Consider the following 16,939-nt stretch of genomic DNA (forward strand, 5'->3'; position numbering starts at 1 on the left):
CTAGATAGCCAGAGAACCCGCCGCGCGCGATAGGGAACGTGCACTGAGTGCCGGGGCTGGGAGACGTAGTCGGCGCATCCCCGCGTGCGCCTCGCCCAGCCGGTCGCGCGCACGATCGAAAACGGATTCGACTTCGCGTTTCAACGAATGGCGCAGTTCCCATTCGTCGTCGCGGTCGAAGCGTGCCCGGTAGGCCGGCAGGCCGATGCGGCTGACGACACGTCGATCACGATCGGGCGTCTCCCAATCCAGGCCGTCGCATTCGACGTACGCAACGTCGTGCCCTAGGGAGAAGAGCAGTCGCGCCATCTCGCCGTAGATGCCCATGCCGCGCGTTCGTGAGCCTGCGAGGAATCGTTTTGCGGAGTCCTTGTCGAGGATGAAAGAGGGAACCATGAAGTCGACGCGTCCCGTGACTCCGAGTCCGTCCGCGAGGTAGCGGTTCGTCTCGGTTTCCGTGACGACGAGCGCCTTCTGATGGCTCGTGTGCGCGCTTCGCGTTCGTCCGACGAGAAGAACCGGGTGCTGCGGTGCGCGCGCGAGGACCATCTCCAGCTCGTCCATCGGGCCGCGAGCCCAGTGGAGCGCTCGATCGAAGTCGAGATAGTGAACTCGGTTTCCAGGTTCGGCCAGCGCGCGCCGGATCGATAGCCGGTACAGGGGGCCCCGATCGTTCGCTTCGCGCGTGCCGATGAACACGCCGTGCTCTTCGAGGATCGCGTTGATCTTCGGGGAGGTTCCCGGACTGGTAGCCACGACGACGCTGCTGTAGCCGCGTTCGAGTCGCGGAAGCCATCGCCGGATCTCGCTGGCGAGGCTCCCCGCGGGATCGTGCAGCGTGGCGGCGAGCACGACGTCGCTCGAATTCCAGCGCGCGCGGGTTCGTGTGGAAGGGCGAGGCCTATGTGGGGCGGGAGGCTTAGGCATGGGCAGGGTCTCCTCAGTCTCTAGATCGGATCGGCCCTTGGGGTCTGCCGCTTTAGACGACAAGGACATCGCGGGTGTAAAGGTACGGCCATGGACTATCTCGAGGTGGAGGATGGGCGGAAAAGGGATGGACTTCGCTTGGTTCTCACAACCGGCGGCCCGGGGCCCTGGAGTGAGGCGGCAAAGGGCATTTTCCAGGTGAAGGGGCTCGCGTTCGCCCCCGTGCGGCAGGTCGCCGGCGAGCAGAACCAGGTCCTGCAGGAGTGGACGGGTCAGTCGAGCGCGCCGGTGGCCGTCTGGAACGACGACCCGCCCTGCGCGACCTCCCGGACGATCCTCTGGCTCGCCGAGCGTTTGGCCCCCGAGCCCGCTCTGGTTCCACGAGACCCGGAGGAGCGCGCGACCTGCCTCGGAGTATGTGACGAGATCCACGGCGAGAACGGATTCGGTTGGTGTCGTCGCCTCGGCATGTTCGCGCCGATCATGGAGGCGCTTGGTGAGAAAGCGGCCGATAGCGCGCTCGGCTTCATGGCGTGGAAGTACGGCTACTCGCCGCAGGCGGCTGCACGAGCCGAGAACCGGATCGTGGAAATCCTGGGATTTCTTGCCGCGCGACTCGCTCGGCAGCGCGACGCGGGGCGGCGGTACCTGGTTGGCGACCGACTCACTGCGGCAGACATCTACTGGGCAGCATTCGCGGCGATGGTTGCTCCTCTCTCGGCGGAGGTCTGTCCGATGCCCGACGGCCTGCGCGACATGTACACCGTGCGCGAGGGAAGGATCGCGGTTGCTCTGGATCCGGCGCTGATCGCGCACCGAGACTTCATTTACCAGGAGCACCTGGAACTGCCGCTGCGGTTCTGACGGGAGCCGGAAACGCATTGGTGCCCTGTCGCGCGCGGTGCACTAGATCTCGACTTGCGCGCCGATCTCGACGACACGGGCGGGCGGAATGCGGAACGATGAGGTGAGAGAGGGTGCGTTGCGCGCGAGGAACGAGAAGAGCTTCTTCCGCCACCTCGCCATCCCACCGTGTCCCGTTGGCAGGGCCGTGAAGCGAGAGAAGAAGAACAGCCCGGTGTCGATGTCGACGACGAGGCCCTTGATCGCGCACGCGTGCAGGATGGTTTCGATCCGTGGTGTCTCTTGGAATCCGAACAGCGCCACTGCGCGGTAGAGCCCCTGCCCGAGTTCGACCACGGTGGCGCGTTCCTGCGCAGACACCCATGGGCGCTCGGCGCCGAGGGCTGAGACGAGGATCACGCGCTCGTGCAGTACGCGGTTTGCGAGGAAGTTGTGCAGGAGGACCGGCGGAATCTGCTCGGTTTCAGAGGACAGGTAGACGGCCGTACCCGGGACGCGAACGACCGTATGTTCCTTGGCGTCAGCGAGGAATTCGTCGACGGGCTCGGCCCACTCGGACTGTCGCGTGAGGAGAAGCTGCCGGCCCCGCTTCCAGGTGGTCAAGATGACGAACACGCCAATCGCGATCGCGATCGGGACCCACCCGCCCGAGTCGATCTTCACGAGATTCGCTCCGAGGAACGAGAGATCGAAGAGAAGAAAGAGGGCGACAGGCACGGCGGCGGCGAGCCAGGACCATCCCCAACGCCTCCGTGCGGCAACGAAGAACAGGATGCTGGTGACCGACATGGTTCCGGTGACCGCGATCCCGTACGCGCCCGCGAGGGCTTCGGAGCTGCGGAATCCGAGAACGATACCGATGCAGAGAATGGTGAGAGCGGTGTTCACGGCTGGCATGTAGATCTGGCCGCGCGCAGTGTCGGAGGTGTGCACGACCCGAAGGCGCGGCAGAAAGTCGAGCTGCACCGCCTGCTGGGTGAGCGAGAACGCGCCCGAGATGAGTGCCTGGGAGGCGATCACGGTCGCGAGAGTTGCGATCGCGATGAGCGGGTAGAGGAAGAAGTCGGGTGCGAGGTCGTAGAACGGATGCTCGCCCATGCGGCCGCTCTCGAGGACCAGAGATGCCTGTCCTAGATAGTTCAATGCGAGACACGGAAGCACGATCACGTACCAGGCGGTGCGGATGGGTCGCGCCCCAAAGTGTCCCATGTCGGCGTAGAGTGCCTCGCTGCCCGTGACGACCAGCACGACGGAGCCGAGGGTGAGGAACGCGTCGGTGCCGTGTCGCCCGAAGAACCCGATTGCGTGCGTCGGGTCGATCGCGAGCCACACTGAAGTATGCGCTCCCGAATCGCGGATGAGCTGCAGGGCGCCGAGCCCGCCGATCGTCAGGAACCAGACGAGCATCGCCGGCCCGAAGATCGCGGAGACGCGCGCGGTCCCGTGACGCTGTACCTGGAAGAGCCCGAGTAGGATGAGGACCGTGATCGGCACGATAAGAGGATCGAATCGATCTGTGGCGATCCCGAGGCCTTCGACGGCGGAGAGGACCGAGATCGCGGGTGTGATCGCGCCGTCGCCGTACAGGAGGGCGGCGCCGAACAACCCGAGGCCGGCGAGGACCCCGGTGCGTGAGCGCGCAGCCTCCGATTTCGGAAGGATGAGAGCGAGCAGCGCGAGGATGCCGCCTTCGCCCTGGTTGTCGGCTCGCATCACGAAGTGCAGGTACTTGAACGAGACGACCAGGAGCAGGGCCCACAGAATCAAGGAGATCACGCCGAGGACGTCTTCGGGCGTGGGAGAGATCGCGCGCGGGCCGGTGAAGCACTGGCGAAACGCGTAGATCGGCGATGTCCCGATGTCGCCGTAGACGATGCCGAGGGCACCCAGCGCCAGGAGCGAGAGGTCCTTAGGTGCGGAGGTCCCCGGAGGCGCCGCTGCCGGCGTCCCCTTCGACTTGTCCGACGCGCCGGAGGTCGTGTCGCTCATCGTTCCGACGAGTTATCGACTTCGCGGCCCGATGGCTACAGGGACGTGGATTCGGTGAAGGCCGGAGCGAACCCGCCGTCTTCGGTGCGGGCATTCGTGGTCTGCCCCGGGTACAGACGCCCCGCGACGAGCTGAATCCGACCGTCGTAGGCGTAGCTGTGAAGGTCGAACTTGAGGGGCAACGTCGTTCCGTTGATCTCGATCGTGCGCTGGCCGGGGGGCCGGGTACGCCTCTACAACGCATCCAGATCGTAAAGAGCTGGGTGGATCGGTCGACGCGAATGCATGAGAAGGTGTTCTAAATCGCGGAGGACCCGGACAACGGCGCTTTGGTCGATGCCAACATGTGTACAGCGACCAACGTTGGTTTTGATTCGTTGTGCACGATCTGGACGGATCCGGAGTTCGATCGAGACCAGAAGGCGTCTTATTACGTGCGCGTTCTGGAGAACCCGGTGTGCCGATGGAGGTACGTATATGTGCAACGGGGCGGGCGTCGGTTGCGAGGTGGGCCCCGCCGTCGCACGGGTCAGCGTTCCGCCAGGGGCGTCCAGGCACGGTCGAAATCCCCAACGTACATGGCGCGGGGGCGAATCAGACGATCATCGTCGATTTGCTCGAGAACGTGGGCGGTCCATCCACCGACACGTGCGACCGCGAACGTCGGCGAGAAGAGGTCGGCTTGGAGGCCGATGCCGTGCAGGACGAGCGCGGTATAGAACTCGACGTTTGTCTCCAGGCGACGGTCCGGTTTCCGAAGGGCGAGGGTCGCGACAAGCTCCTTTTCGACGATACGGGCGTCGCGGTACAGGGACGCGTCCGACCGGTCGGCGAAGAGCTGTGCCGCCGCCTCGTTCAGAACCTCGGCTCGGGGATCGCGGACCTTGTAGACCCGGTGCCCGAAACCCATGATCCGATCGCCCGCGGCGATCGTCTCCTCGGCCCACTGTCGGGCTTCCACCTCGACGGTTCTCCCGGAGATCTTCGAACGCTTCTGGATCTCGAAGACCATGTCGAGTGCCGGTCCGGGTGCGCCGCCGTGGAGCGGGCCTTTGAGGGCGCCAATGGCGCCGACGACTGCTGAGGTCAGGTCGGACCGAGTGCTCACGATCACACGCGAGGAGAACGTCGAGGCGTTCATCCCGTGGTCGATCACGGTGTTGAGGTACGTCTCGAGAGCGCGGACAGCATTCTCGGCCGGGCGCTCGCCGGTCAGCATGTAGAGATAGTTGGCCGTGTGTCCGAGGCTGGAGTCCGGTTGGATCGGCTCGGCCCCGGCGCAGAGTCGCGCGTAGGCCGCGGCGAGGGTAGGGAAGGCGGCGAGCAGGGTCCGCGCACGCGAGACGTTCGCCGCACGGGTGTCTGCGAGCGGGTCTTCTTCCACCAGGCTCAGGGTGGACGCGCCGATTCGAAGGGCATCCATAGGGTGGAGGTTTCGATCCGCGGCTCGCCTCAGGAGGAGAAGTGCCTCCGCGGGGATCTGCCGACGGCTCGACAGGTCATCGCGCAGGGCACGGTACTCGGCCTGGGTCGGCAGTCGGTCTTCCCACAGAAGGAAGACCACCTCTTCGAACGCCGCTGCCGGTGCCAGCCGTTCGACCGGGAAGCCCCCGATCGTCAGTTTCCCCGCCTCGCCGTCGACGCGGCTCGTGCGCGTCTTGGCGACGAAAATCCCTTCCAGTCCCGATACGATCTCGCTCATCTCATTCCCTCCCATCGTTTCGATCTCGAGAAGAAATATCGATGACTTGATGTATGTCGTCAATCTTGATTATGTAATCAATATATGGACGATCCCCAGGCGGCCCCCGGCGAGCCGACCCAGCTGACGGCCCACCAGGCGGCCACCGAACTCGGGATCAGCTTGTCGACGCTGTACGCCTATGTGAGCCGTGGCCTCATCCGATCCGAATCGGGGCCGGACGGGCGCAGTCGCCGCTATCGCACGGAAGACGTCTGGTCGCTGAAGCGGCGAAAGGACCATCGCCGCGATCCGGACAAGGCCGCGGAAGAGGCGCTGCACTGGGGGCTCCCGGTTCTGCAATCGAGCCTCTCACTGATTTCGGACGGGCGGCTCTACTACCGGGGGCGCGACGTGGTGACGCTCGCGACCAGTTGTACGATTGAGCAGGTCGCGGCGTTGTTGTGGTCGGGGTCGGTCGACGAGCCGCTGTCGTCCGCCGAGCCGATCGACGTGGGGCAGGACGGGGCACTCCTCAAGAAGATCAAGGCGCCACTCACGCTGATGGAGATCTTCCAGGCTCAGCTCACCGTGGCCGCCGCGCATGACACGTCGGCGTTCGACGTCCGCCCACTCTCGGTGCAACGAACGGGTCTGAACATTCTGCGACTGATGGCGGCGACCGCCGCCGGTGGGAAGCCGAGCAAGCGCGGCATCGCCGAGGTGCTGCAGCGCAAATGGTGTCCGAAGCGGCCCGACGCCGTCGCGCTTCTCGATGCGGCGCTCGTGCTCTACGCTGATCACGAACTCAACCCGTCCACGTTCACCGCACGTTGTGTCGCGTCGGCGGGCGCGACGCCGTACGGAGTCGTTCTGGCGGGACTTGCTGCGCTGCAGGGGTCGAAGCACGGTGGCGCGTGCGAGCGGGCCGAGGCACTCTTGAACGAATCGTCGAACGACCGCGTCGCGCACCGAGCGGTCGCCGCTCGTCTGCGAAGGGGCGAAGCCATGCCCGGGTTCGGCCATCCCCTGTACCCGGACGGTGATCCCCGCGGCGCATTGCTCATGGGGCTCGTTCGGGAGCGATGTGCCGGCTCGCACGGCGTGAAGGTGGCGAGCGCACTCGCCGACGCCGTGTGGGACTTGATGGGCGAGCGACCGACGGTGGATTTCGCTCTGGTGACCCTGTGTCGCGCCTTGGAGCTTCCTTCACAGGCGCCGCTGGGGCTCCTGGCGATCGGCCGCACCGTCGGGTGGATCGCGCACGCGATCGAGCAGTACGGCGAAGGTCGCTTGATCCGGCCGCGGGCTCGCTACACGGGAGAGCCGCCCACCTCGTGATTCCGCGCACCCGGAAGATGGCGCCGGTGTCAGTGGGGGGCTGTCGTGAACGAGACGACCTCGGCGAGATGTCCGCCCGCGGAGCCGCCGGCGAGTACGATTCGAGCGGGGTCGAGGCCGAGGGCCTGGGCGTTTTCGTGCACGTACCGGTACGCGGCCCGAGCATCTTCGACGGCCGCAAACGCGGTCGTGCCGTGGGGGAGGTGAACGCGGTAGTCCACGGTGATGCCGAGCCATCCGAACGAAGCGAAGTGCTTGGCCCAAGGATGGAACTGCATCGGAGAGCCGCTCGTCCACCCGCCGCCGAAGAAAAACAAAATCGTCGGGCGAGGTGCGTCCACTACCGGCTCCGGCTCGAAGAGCTGAAGCCTGAGAGTGACGTCGTCCATGTCTCGGTAGACGAGCTCTCGCGTCGGCGCGTACGTGAATCGGAATGAGGCTTACGCGGCGAGAGACAAGAGGCCGAGCCCCAGCGCCGTCACGAGCGCGTACCTCCCCAGTTTCCTCATCGCGCGGTCACACTGCGGTACCCCGCCCCGCGGTCTCGACGCTCAGACGGACCGGGCCGGCAGGCGGATCAGCGGGATGCGACGTTCGGTCTTCGCCTGGTACTCGACGTAGTAGGGGCGATCTTTGACGAGGGCGTTCCAGGTGCGCTGGTGGTCGACGCCTTCGAGGATGATCGCGGTGACGAGCCCTTCCTCGGCGCGGTCCTTTATCCAGATCTGCGGGTTGGCAGTCTTGTCGCAGAGGTTGTGGAACCAGGCGGGGTTCTTGGGACCGCCGGCGTAGGATGCGGCGACGATCCGGGTCTGGTCGGCGTCGCACCAGTACGGCAGGGCAACGGTGTGCACCTTGCCCGATTTGCGGCCTACGGTGCGCAGGAGGAGATGGCGCATCCCCGCGCGCACCCACGCGGATTCATCGTCGGTCGTCTCGAGATGTCCGACGTGGCGCCGCGTGATCGAGGGGATCTCCGCTAGGTCCGGTGTTTCGAACTCGTCGTTGCGCTGGTCTTCACTCATGATTCCTCGTTCCTAGCCGCCTCGGCGGCTTGGTTCCAGTTCTGTGCGGAGTGCTTCGTCGGCCGTGGGAGAATGCCCTTGACCGGGTGTGGACGTGTGGGAGAGAACGCCCGAAGGGAGGACCCACCGAATGGACCTAAGGAATGTCGTCCGAACGCTCTCGATCGCGCTGCTTGGCGCTGCGATTCTCTTGCCCGAGCCCGCCAGTGCCGCACGGTGCCGCAGCGGCCTGACCACCGATGGGCGAATCGCGGTTCGCCAGCGTTGCGTCTCCCCAGTGTCGGACCGTCCCAGCGCGTCCGTTCCGACGCCGATGGTCGAGGGGCCCGTCACCGGCGGTGGGGGTGCACCCGTCGTGCAGGCGACCAGCTTCGACCTCGCCGACGTCGGCTACATGGTCGAGGAGTTCTTCCTCGCCGGAACGGCGGAGGCCTATGTGAACGTCGAGCCGCTCCGGTCGAACGGTCGCTGGTCGATCTCGCCGGGAAGCACGGCAGACTATAAGACGCGGATCGTCGTCTATCGGCCTCTCGATGACGCTGCGTTCAGCGGCACGGTCATCGTCGAGTGGCTCAATGTGAGTGGTGGTCTCGACGCCGCGCCGGACTGGACGATGCTTCACACCGAGATCACGCGCGAAGGCCATGTGTGGGTCGGAGTCTCCGCGCAGGTCGTGGGCATCGAGGGCGCGCCGGGCGGGGGGCCGATCCCCGGCTTGAACCTTTCTCTGAAGGGCGCCGATCCGGAGCGGTACAGATCGCTCGTGCATCCCGGGGATTCCTTCTCGTACGACATGTACTCTCAGGCCGGTCAGGCGCTTCGCTCGGTGACCGAGGTCGACCCTCTCGGGGGTCTTCGTCCCGAGCGCATCCTTTCGGTGGGCGAGTCGCAGTCCGCGTTTCGATTGATGACCTATGTGAACGCGGTCGAGCCGCATCACCGCATGTACGACGGCTATCTGATTCACAGCCGCGGTGGAGGTGGAGCGTTCCTCTCGCAGGAGCCGGAGCCTGTCATCTCGGCCCCGAGGGTTCTGCACGTTCGCGACGATCTCGAGGTCCCGGTGTTGATGCTCCAGACCGAGACCGATCTCTTCACGCTCGGCTCTCTCGCGGATCGCCAGTCGGACTCGCGGGGCTTCCGGCTCTGGGAAGTGGCCGGCACCGCGCACGCCGACACGTACACGTTGATGGTCGGCTTCACCGACGTGGGCGACGATCCGAGTGCGACCGACGTGGTAGTCACGGCCTCGCCGATTCCCGGCATCATCGATTGCGAGAGCCCGATCAACTCCGGCCCGCAGCACATCGTCTTGAAGGCGGCGTTTGCGGGGCTCGATCGGTGGGTTCGAACTGGGGCGGCGCCGCGCCGTGCTCCGCGTCTCCAGGTCGCGGGCAATCCTGCGGCGTACGTGCTCGACGACTACGGAAACGCGCGCGGCGGGATCCGGACTTCGTGGGTCGATGCGCCGGTCGCGATCCTGTCCGGGCTCGGTCAGAGCGGCGGGAGCTTCTGCGGGATCTTCGGAACGACGATCCCGTTCGATGCGGCGATGCTCGACGAGCTCTACCCGGATCACCGGACGTACGTGAACAAGGTGCGCGGTTCGACGAACCGAGCGGCCTTCCAAGGCTACATTCGCCCAGCGGACGCCGCGCTGATCAATCAGGCTGCGGAGGAATCCGACATCGGGCGCTGAGGGCGGACCTCAACGGAAACAGCGGCCTCGATAGAAGGACAACTCGGCAATGGACTGCCTTGTGTCGGCGAGGGCCGTGTGGTCGCTGTCGGGTTTGGGGAAGATCGCGTCCGGTCCGTACCAGCGCCGTACGAGTTCCTTCATGGTCGAGACGTCGACCATGCGGTAGTGGAGCGTCGCCTCGAGCTTCGGGAAGTAGCGGACGATGAAGCGGCGATCCTGGTGGATCGAGTTCCCGGAGAGGAGACCTTCTCCCTCGGGGCAGTGTTTTCCTACGAGGGCCGCAACCGCTGCATCGGCTACTTCGAGTGTCGTCGAGGACGCGGCCACCTTCGTAAGGAGTCCGTTCTCGGTGTGCATGTTGAGGACGAAGTCGTTCATCGAGGCGAGGGCGGCTTCCTCCTGGTGGATCACCGCGTGATAGGTCTCGAGCTCTTCGAGATCCGGCGTCGTGATGATGATCGCGACTTCGATGGGGACGCAGGTCTCGGGATCGAGGCCCGTCATCTCCATGTCGAGCCACACGAGGAGATCGCTCTTGGGATCGCCCATCAGGGCACCTCGGTTCCGGCGAACCAGCGGCCGGGATTCTCGTCGGTCATGGTGGTGATCGCCTCATCGGAGACTCCGGCGTCACGGAGCTTCGGGATGACGCGCTCGAAGAGATGGGTCGGCGTCCAGTCGGGCATCGCTTGCGCGATCATGGAGGCGGGGTCGTCGACCACGACGCCGGGGCCGAGTATGGGCCGTCCGAGCCAGTTGCACACGGAGTCGTGCGAGAGGCAGACGTGTCGCCCGTGGCCTTCATTCACAAGGCTCACGATGTTCTTCATGCGGATGTCGTCGGGCAGGATGGTCTCGATGCCGAGACGATCGAAGCCGATGTAGGATCCGCCGCCGACGATCTCGCGGTGGTAAGTGGGGTCGTCGATGCCGTCGGAGTGTCCCACGAGGAGGCGGTGCGCCGGGACGCCTTCGCCGGTCACGATCTCGATCTGGTCGGGGCCGCACGTGCCTTCCTGGGTGTGGGAGATCAGGGGTACGTCGCAACGCTTGGCCGCCCGCGCCGCGGCTGTGAGCAGCTTTCGCTCGTAGTCGCTCACCTTGCCGTGGCCGGTTGCGATCTTGATGAGACCGGCATGGATGCCGGTCTCGTCGATGCCCTCAGTGATCTCCTTTTCGTAGATCGCCGCGATGTCGTCGACCGGGAGATTGGCGAAGGTGTAGGTGATGCCCTGTTCCTCGAAGTAGCCGCCGGTCGTACAAATGATCTGCATTCCCGATGCCTGCGCGCACTCCGCCATGAACTCGACATCGCGACCCAGGTCCATCGGGCAGGGGTCGAGAAAGCTCTTTACGCCGTGGGCCTGGAGGCTCTGCAGCATCTCGACCGTGCGCGCCTTCGCGTCGTTGCGCTTGAAGCGTGCCGCGAGCGCGTCCATTTGCCAGCCCGGGTAGCCGACCATGATGTGTTCGTGGACGAGGGTTCGACCGAGGTCGGCCGGCGTGCACGTTCCGGTAACGGTGTTGATCGTGTCCATGCCGGGGCATGAATCACCCACGCGCGAACTTGTCCAGGAGAGTTTAGCGTCCGAGCCGCTGCTCGAAGAACTTGCGCAGGCTTCGGCCCGACACCTCTTGGGCGATTTCCCGGAAGCGGCGGGTGGTCACCGGAGCGCGCTCCGTCTGGAGAATCCGCGCGACGTCGTCCAGGCTCTTCTTGTCGCGCGTGGACTTCCGAATGCGTGCGTCGAGCTCCGCGAGGATCACGGCACCTCTGGCGGCGACACCGGCACCGGCACTCGCGACCAGTAGGTCGTCGATGCCCTCGCCTTTCTCGGCGAGCTTTCCGAGGGCACGTTCGTAGCGCCGCTTGGAGATGGTGCGGGAGCGCCGCAGGAGCGCGAGTGAGTAGTACTCGGCGATCCCTTCGACGATCCAATCCCCATCCTTGCCAGCCTTGGCGTGCATGAAGGAGTGCACGAGCTCGTGCAGGATTGGGCTCGTGCCGTCGCTTTGGATGAGAGGTCGCTCCGCGTGGAGATAGAGCGAGTCGGGCCCGGAAAGCCCGCCGCGCCACATGGGATCGGCCGCGCCCACGATTGCGAAACGCTCGGGGTGCTCGGGGAAGACGTCGACCAGGTCGTCGAGCGTCCAACGGAGGAGCGCGAGAATGTCGAGGCGATGCAGGCCATGGCCCCAGGGGTTCGCGATCGCGAAGTGGATCCCAGCGACCTTTTCTCGCGTGACACCGAGCCGGCCGGCCAGGACCCACCCGGTAGGTCGGTCGACGTATCGGTGTTCCTGCTCAATCTCGAACGTGTTGTCGCCCAGGCGCTTCCAAGGAGTGACGACCGACCACTCCTCGGGCAGATGCATGGTGAGTGTGGCGTTGGATTCGAGGTGCGCTTCGGTCGTCACCGCCAGGGTCGGGAACAGGTCCTCGCCGCGGAAGAGCGCCCAGCTGTCGGTGATGGCCGCGTCTTTGCCCGGTCCGTTGCGGTCGTGATCGATCCGCACGTTGTAGCGGAGCTTCCCTCCGCTCTTCGGAACCCGCCAGACCAATCGTCCCTTTTCCATCTCGATCTCGCCGGTTCCGGTGAAATCGACGTGCCGACGGGGGTCGATTCGAAAGCGCAGGATGCTGGGCAGACCCTGGCCGTCGAGAGCGATCGTGATGCGGGCGAGCCCGTCTCCGGGGAGCAGAAGGACGTCGTAGCCGACGTCGAATGCGGGGGTGGGGGCAGCGGCGCCAGGGGGGGGGAGAAGAAACAGGCACAGGAGCGCGGCCGCAAGAGTGCAGGGGGTTCGGATCACAGCAGCCGCTCTGTCTACTCCGTATGTTCGAGATCCGCCACTTCCGGTCGGGGGTCCCCCGGACCGGCCGGTTCGGGCTGAGGGGCTCGTTCGTCACCGATGTGAAACGCCGCAAAGCCCGGGATGACGACCTGGGCCATCGCCATGCCGATTACCCGCCCCGCGATCGGGGCGCGGACGACGGCGCGCTCGCCGCCGAGGGGGTCGAAAACCGTTGCGAGCGCCGCATCGACCTCGACGCGATCACCGAGCTCGACCGAGGGAACGAAAATCCCACCATGATTGACGCGGACCCAGTTCGAGTCGAAGAAGAATTCCTGCTCGCGCTCCTCGACCTCGTAGGGCACATTCAACATCCCGATGTAGCGCAGGAGTCGCAGGACGCCATTCTCGCCGCGCTGAATTTCCGGGCCTTGGAGCCGCAGCGACTCGCCGCCTTCGTAGAGCACCGTAGGGATCTCCTGGACGGTCGCCTCGCGGCGCAACGTCCCCACTATGCCGGGATGGTGGACCGCCACGGCGACCCCGAGCCCGCGCGCCAACTCGAGGATATCTGTCGACGTGAAGTCGCCGCGCACCTGCGGAAGATTGCTTCGATGGAAGGAGCCGCTGTGGAAGTCGATCAGCGCATCGCAGTGTCGGATAACGCCTTCGAAGATCACGTTCGCGATTCGCGAGGCCGAGCTTCCGTGGGGACTGCCGGGGAAATGGCGGTTCAGGTCGCGCCGATCCGGCAGGTACCGGCTGCGGCTGCGGAATCCGTGCACGTTTACGATGGGCAGGCCGATGAGCGTGCCGTCGAGATCCTCGGGTCCGATCCGCGCGAGGACGCGTCGGACGGTCTCGGTGCCGTTGAGCTCGTCTCCGTGGATGCCTGCGGTGAGGCAGAGCGTGGGGCCCGCGGCGTGACCACGAATGATCACGACCGGTGTTTCGACACTCGCGCCGACGAAGGACTCGCTCGCGTGCAGGACGATGCGCTGTTTGGTGCCGGGTTCGATCTCCTGGCCACCGATCTCGATGCGGGGGAGGGCCGCCTCCGGTGCGAGATCCGGGAGCGCCGCGTTCTTGGGGCCGATGGGCTCGACTTCGTGAGGGATGTCGTCTGCGATGGGGATCGGATCGAGTTCCGGAAAGGGATCGCCCGCGGCCGCAGGCGCGTCGACGTCGTCTGCGACGTCATTCGAATTTGCGACTGGTGCGATGTTGACCAGGGCGTCGCCCGAACTCGTGAGTGGGGCGATGTCGGTCAGCACGTCGCCCGCAGCGATGCCGGCGTCGACCTCGGGGTCGATGGGGCGGGCCACTCCGGCTTCCAGGAACGCCGCCTCAGCCCGCGATTCGGCGCCGGCCAGGGCGAACAGGAACGCGAGGGTGAGGACGGCGGTGATCGCCAAGGGGCGAGTCGGAACGCCCTTCATCCGACGACGTTAGCAGGCCCGCAGGGCTGAGGTGAACGCCAGGGTTTGCCAAACCTGCGGGCTGTCATAGGCTCCGGCACATGGCCGCGCCGGGTGAGGTCTTGCGGAATCTCGCCATCTTTGGCGCGCTCTCCGACGAAACCCTGGAGTTTTTGTACGATCGCCTCGAAACGGTGACGGTGGCCGCGGGCGAGTCCTTCTTCGTCGAAGGCGAGACCGGCGATTCTGTGTACGTGCTCGAGGACGGTTGCGCCGACGTCGTGAAGTCCCGGGAGGGCCGGACCATCGCCCTTGCCACCCTGGAGCCGGGCGCGTGTTTCGGAGAGATCGCACTCGTCGCGATTTGCCCCCGGAGCGCGACGGTGAACGCGGTGACGGCATGCCGCGCCGTGCGTCTCGAGAATCGTGTCCTCTTCGAGCTCCACGGGCGCGACCTCGAACAATTCACTCTGGTACAGATGAACCTGGCGCGCGAGATCGCACGTCGGTTGAACGAGACGAGCGAGCTTCTGTTCGAGCACTTGCTCGTCGAGGCAAAACAGGACACGCGGGTCGCCGGTCTTCTGGGGAACGCGCTCAAATAGACTCGACCGGGAACGGAGGTGAGCCGTCGAGGGCAACGGCAACCGGGACCGTTTCGCCGGACTCGAGCCGGAAGCGCACCCGGCGGATCACCGGCGAGACTCGTCTCGAACCAGGCCCGCTGCTCGGCTCCAAGAAGGGTCCCGCCGGGGCTCTCGGGTTGGGGGTCGGCAGAGGCCACACCCTGAGCGAACCGGACGTCGGTGGAGGAGGCCGTGGCCCTGCGGACGAGTGGGCAGAAGGGGGCCGAGGCGATTGCCGTGAAGCAACCGGCTCCGAAGAGGAGGAGTCGCAGAAAGTCGTGGCGTGCCGTCGTCACGCACGGGTTGTGTCCGCCGCGGATCGCGATCGTCGACCGCGCGCCTTCCACGCTTGCGACACGCCCGGGGGGGGGCGTAGACCTGAGATATGAGCCGACCACTCGAAGGAATCCGCGTCATCGACTGGACCATCTGGCAGCAGGGGCCCGTCGCCTCGATGATGCTCGCCGATCTCGGTGCCGATGTCATTAAAATCGAAGAACGGGTCGGGGGCGATCCGGGCCGCGGGGTCTTGCGCGCGTCCGGGATCGATCTTGGAAGTCTCCCGAACTTCTACTTCGAGGCGCACAATCGCGGGAAGCGCAGCCTCGCGCTCGACCTGAAGAAGCCGGAGGCGCGCGAAATCGTGTACGCGCTCGCCGATCGCGCCGACGTTTTCATCCAGAACTTTCGGCCTGGGGCGGCCGAGCGGCTTGGGTTGGACGCCTCGGTCCTTCGGGCGCGAAACTCGCGACTGATCTACGCGAGTGGCAGTGGGTTTGGGCGCAAGGGTCCGGATGCCGAGCGGCCGTGCATGGATTACCTCGGCCTCGCGCGCTCCGGGATCATGAACGCGGTCGGCGGGCCGGAAGATCCTCCGCAGTCCGTACAAGGCGCGATCGCCGATCAGGCGGGCGCGACGATGCTCGGGTTCGCGGTCATGACCGCACTCTTCGAGCGCGAGAGGAGCGGGGAGGGGCAGGAGGTCGACGCCTCCTTGCTCGGTGCGATGAGCTGGATGCAAGGCCTCTCGGTCGCGTCGCGCCTGATGATGGGCTTCGAGATGCTGCGCTTCTCGCGTCGTTCGACGTTCAATCCGCTGTGGAACCACTATCGTTGCGCCGACGACAAGTGGATCGCGTTCGCGATGGCCCAGGCGGATCGCTGGTGGGCAGATCTCGTTCGCGCGATCGGCGCACCGGAACTCGCGACGGACGAGCGTTTCGCCACCATGGCGACGCGGGGCCCGCACGGTGAAGAGCTGATCGCTCGCTTCGACGAGATCTTCGCGACGCGGCCTCGTCACGAGTGGGCGAAGGTTCTCGACGAGGGTGGGGATTTCATCTGGAGCGTGGTGAACTCTGTGTCCGACCTCCCCGACGACCCGCAGATGCGCGCGAACGACTACATCGCGTCGGTCGAGCATCCGACCCATGGTCCGCTGGAGATGTTGAACGTGCCGATCGGCTTCTCGCGCACGCCACCCTCGATCGAGAGTACCGCGCCGGAGTTCGGGCAGCACACGGAGCAGGTTCTCGTGGACGACCTCGGTTACACGTGGGATCAGATCGGTCTTCTGAAAGAGGCCGAGGTCATCTAGGAGCCTGGTGCATGATGGATCGGCAGGAGGTCGTCGTGAACCATCTTGGGTCAGGCTCCTAGCGCGGCCTCGCTTCCTCGGGGGCTGTCCCGTACAACGAGCCGCATGAGCACCGTCGAGAAGCTGCTCGAATATCTCGATCTCGAACGACTCGATCGGGATCTCTTTCGAGGGGAGAATCCTCCCTCTTCACGGGCGCGCGTCTTCGGAGGGCACGTGCTCGGTCAGGGACTCATCGCGGCGCAGCGGACGGTCGACGGGCGCCCGGCGCACTCACTTCACGCGTACTTCTTGCGGCCCGGAGATCCGAAGGTCCCCACGATCTTCGAGGTCGATCGCATCCGCGACGGACGCAGCTTCACGACCCGTCGCGTCGTGGCGCTTCAGGGCGGTGAAGCGATTCTGAACATGTCGGTCTCGTTCCAGGTCGAGACCGAGGGACTCGAGTATCAGATGGCTCCACCGCCGGGGCCGATGGAGCCCGAGGGCGTGCCCTACCAGGAGGAGATGCGCAGTGGCGTCGAGCGGCTCGGTTTCGCGCCGCCCGAAGGCGACATGCTGTTCGACCCCCCGGTCGAGGTCCGAACGGTTGGCGGAATGTGCTTCTTCGAGGAGGGGCACGGCTCTCCCACGTTTCGCAGTTGGGTGAGCGCCCGCGGCGAGATGCCGGACGATCCGGCGATCCATCAGGCGGTTTTGGCGTACGCGTCGGACATGTCGCTTGGTGGCACCGTCATCAAGGCACACAAGATCTCCGTCACGCAGGGCTTCCTGTCGGCATCGGTCGATCACGCGATGTGGTTTCACCGGCCCGTCGACGTGAGTGATCCCTTGCTCTTCACGCAGGAGTGCGTCGTGACGCACGGGACCCGCGGTTTCGCCCGCGGTACGTTTTTCTCTCGCGACGGAAATGTCGTCGCCTCGTGTACGCAGGAAGGTCTGCTCCGAGTCGGAAAGTAAGAAGGAATCGAAG

At 65.6% G+C, this 16,939-nt stretch carries 15 protein-coding genes and 2 pseudogenes; 7 read left to right on the forward strand and 10 right to left on the reverse strand.

Annotated elements, in window-relative coordinates:
* Window positions 1-852, reverse strand: a complete 852-nt coding sequence (locus tag P8R42_09195; GenBank protein ID MDG2304817.1) for a hypothetical protein — start codon at window positions 850-852, stop codon at window positions 1-3.
* Window positions 853-1,017: 165 nt separating this feature from the next.
* Between P8R42_09195 and P8R42_09200 the strand changes: the two genes are divergently transcribed.
* Window positions 1,018-1,791, forward strand: coding sequence for a glutathione S-transferase C-terminal domain-containing protein (locus P8R42_09200; GenBank protein ID MDG2304818.1), 774 nt, complete (start codon window positions 1,018-1,020; stop codon window positions 1,789-1,791).
* A 42-nt stretch (window positions 1,792-1,833) separates the two neighbouring features.
* Here the strand turns inward: P8R42_09200 and P8R42_09205 are convergent, their stop codons facing one another.
* Both P8R42_09205 and P8R42_09210 read right to left on the reverse strand, forming a co-directional pair.
* Entirely contained in the window at window positions 1,834-3,780 is a 1,947-nt protein-coding gene (locus P8R42_09205) for a potassium transporter Kup (protein MDG2304819.1), read from the reverse strand.
* A 35-nt stretch (window positions 3,781-3,815) separates the two neighbouring features.
* Window positions 3,816-3,998, reverse strand: a pseudogene (locus P8R42_09210) (hypothetical protein).
* Between the two features lie 84 nt (window positions 3,999-4,082).
* Between P8R42_09210 and P8R42_09215 the strand changes: the two are divergent.
* Window positions 4,083-4,271: pseudogene (locus P8R42_09215) on the forward strand (DUF3604 domain-containing protein).
* A gap of 38 nt (window positions 4,272-4,309) precedes the next feature.
* Here P8R42_09215 and P8R42_09220 read toward each other — a convergent pair.
* Window positions 4,310-5,482 carry a citrate/2-methylcitrate synthase gene (locus P8R42_09220; protein MDG2304820.1) on the reverse strand — a complete coding sequence of 391 codons (1,173 nt, stop codon included), beginning with the start codon at window positions 5,480-5,482 and terminating at the stop codon, window positions 4,310-4,312.
* Between the two features lie 84 nt (window positions 5,483-5,566).
* Here P8R42_09220 and P8R42_09225 point away from each other — a divergent pair, with 84 nt between their 5' ends.
* Entirely contained in the window at window positions 5,567-6,802 is a 1,236-nt protein-coding gene (locus P8R42_09225) for a citrate/2-methylcitrate synthase (GenBank protein MDG2304821.1), read from the forward strand.
* Between the two features lie 29 nt (window positions 6,803-6,831).
* Here P8R42_09225 and P8R42_09230 read toward each other — a convergent pair whose 3' ends face one another.
* Both P8R42_09230 and P8R42_09235 read right to left on the reverse strand, forming a co-directional pair.
* Entirely contained in the window at window positions 6,832-7,191 is a 360-nt protein-coding gene (locus P8R42_09230) for an alpha/beta hydrolase (GenBank protein MDG2304822.1), read from the reverse strand.
* A gap of 162 nt (window positions 7,192-7,353) precedes the next feature.
* A complete protein-coding gene (locus P8R42_09235; protein MDG2304823.1) occupies window positions 7,354-7,827 on the reverse strand; it encodes a nitroreductase/quinone reductase family protein in 474 nt (157 codons plus the stop codon).
* Window positions 7,828-7,957: 130 nt separating this feature from the next.
* Here P8R42_09235 and P8R42_09240 point away from each other — a divergent pair, with 130 nt between their 5' ends.
* Window positions 7,958-9,526: an alpha/beta hydrolase domain-containing protein gene (locus P8R42_09240; protein ID MDG2304824.1), complete on the forward strand. Its 1,569-nt coding sequence runs from the start codon at window positions 7,958-7,960 to the stop codon at window positions 9,524-9,526.
* Window positions 9,527-9,535: 9 nt separating this feature from the next.
* Here P8R42_09240 and orn read toward each other — a convergent pair whose 3' ends face one another.
* Genes orn through P8R42_09260 form a run of 4 tightly spaced genes read right to left on the reverse strand, consistent with a single transcriptional unit; the run spans window position 9,536 to window position 13,764 of the window.
* Complete coding sequence (gene orn / locus P8R42_09245) at window positions 9,536-10,078, reverse strand: oligoribonuclease (GenBank protein ID MDG2304825.1); 543 nt, start codon at window positions 10,076-10,078, stop codon at window positions 9,536-9,538.
* Window positions 10,078-11,088, reverse strand: a complete 1,011-nt coding sequence (locus P8R42_09250; GenBank protein MDG2304826.1) for a phosphotriesterase-related protein — start codon at window positions 11,086-11,088, stop codon at window positions 10,078-10,080. Before P8R42_09250 ends, orn begins: the two co-directional genes overlap by 1 nt.
* A 22-nt stretch (window positions 11,089-11,110) precedes the next feature.
* Entirely contained in the window at window positions 11,111-12,343 is a 1,233-nt protein-coding gene (locus tag P8R42_09255) for a hypothetical protein (GenBank protein MDG2304827.1), read from the reverse strand.
* Window positions 12,344-12,357: 14 nt separating this feature from the next.
* Entirely contained in the window at window positions 12,358-13,764 is a 1,407-nt protein-coding gene (locus tag P8R42_09260; protein MDG2304828.1) for a succinylglutamate desuccinylase/aspartoacylase family protein, read from the reverse strand.
* Between the two features lie 80 nt (window positions 13,765-13,844).
* On the opposite strand from P8R42_09260, the gene P8R42_09265 reads away from it, so the two are divergent.
* From P8R42_09265 to P8R42_09275, 3 genes are all read left to right on the forward strand, one after another.
* Window positions 13,845-14,348 carry a cyclic nucleotide-binding domain-containing protein gene (locus P8R42_09265; protein ID MDG2304829.1) on the forward strand — a complete coding sequence of 168 codons (504 nt, stop codon included), beginning with the start codon at window positions 13,845-13,847 and terminating at the stop codon, window positions 14,346-14,348.
* 406 nt (window positions 14,349-14,754) lie between these two features.
* Complete coding sequence (locus P8R42_09270; GenBank protein MDG2304830.1) at window positions 14,755-15,966, forward strand: CoA transferase; 1,212 nt, start codon at window positions 14,755-14,757, stop codon at window positions 15,964-15,966.
* A gap of 105 nt (window positions 15,967-16,071) precedes the next feature.
* Entirely contained in the window at window positions 16,072-16,926 is an 855-nt protein-coding gene (locus P8R42_09275; GenBank protein ID MDG2304831.1) for an acyl-CoA thioesterase II, read from the forward strand.
* The last annotated feature ends 13 nt before the right edge of the window (window positions 16,927-16,939 follow it).

The sequence above is a fragment of the Candidatus Binatia bacterium genome, from assembly GCA_029243485.1.
Lineage (GTDB): Bacteria > Desulfobacterota > Binatia > UBA12015 > UBA12015 > VGTG01.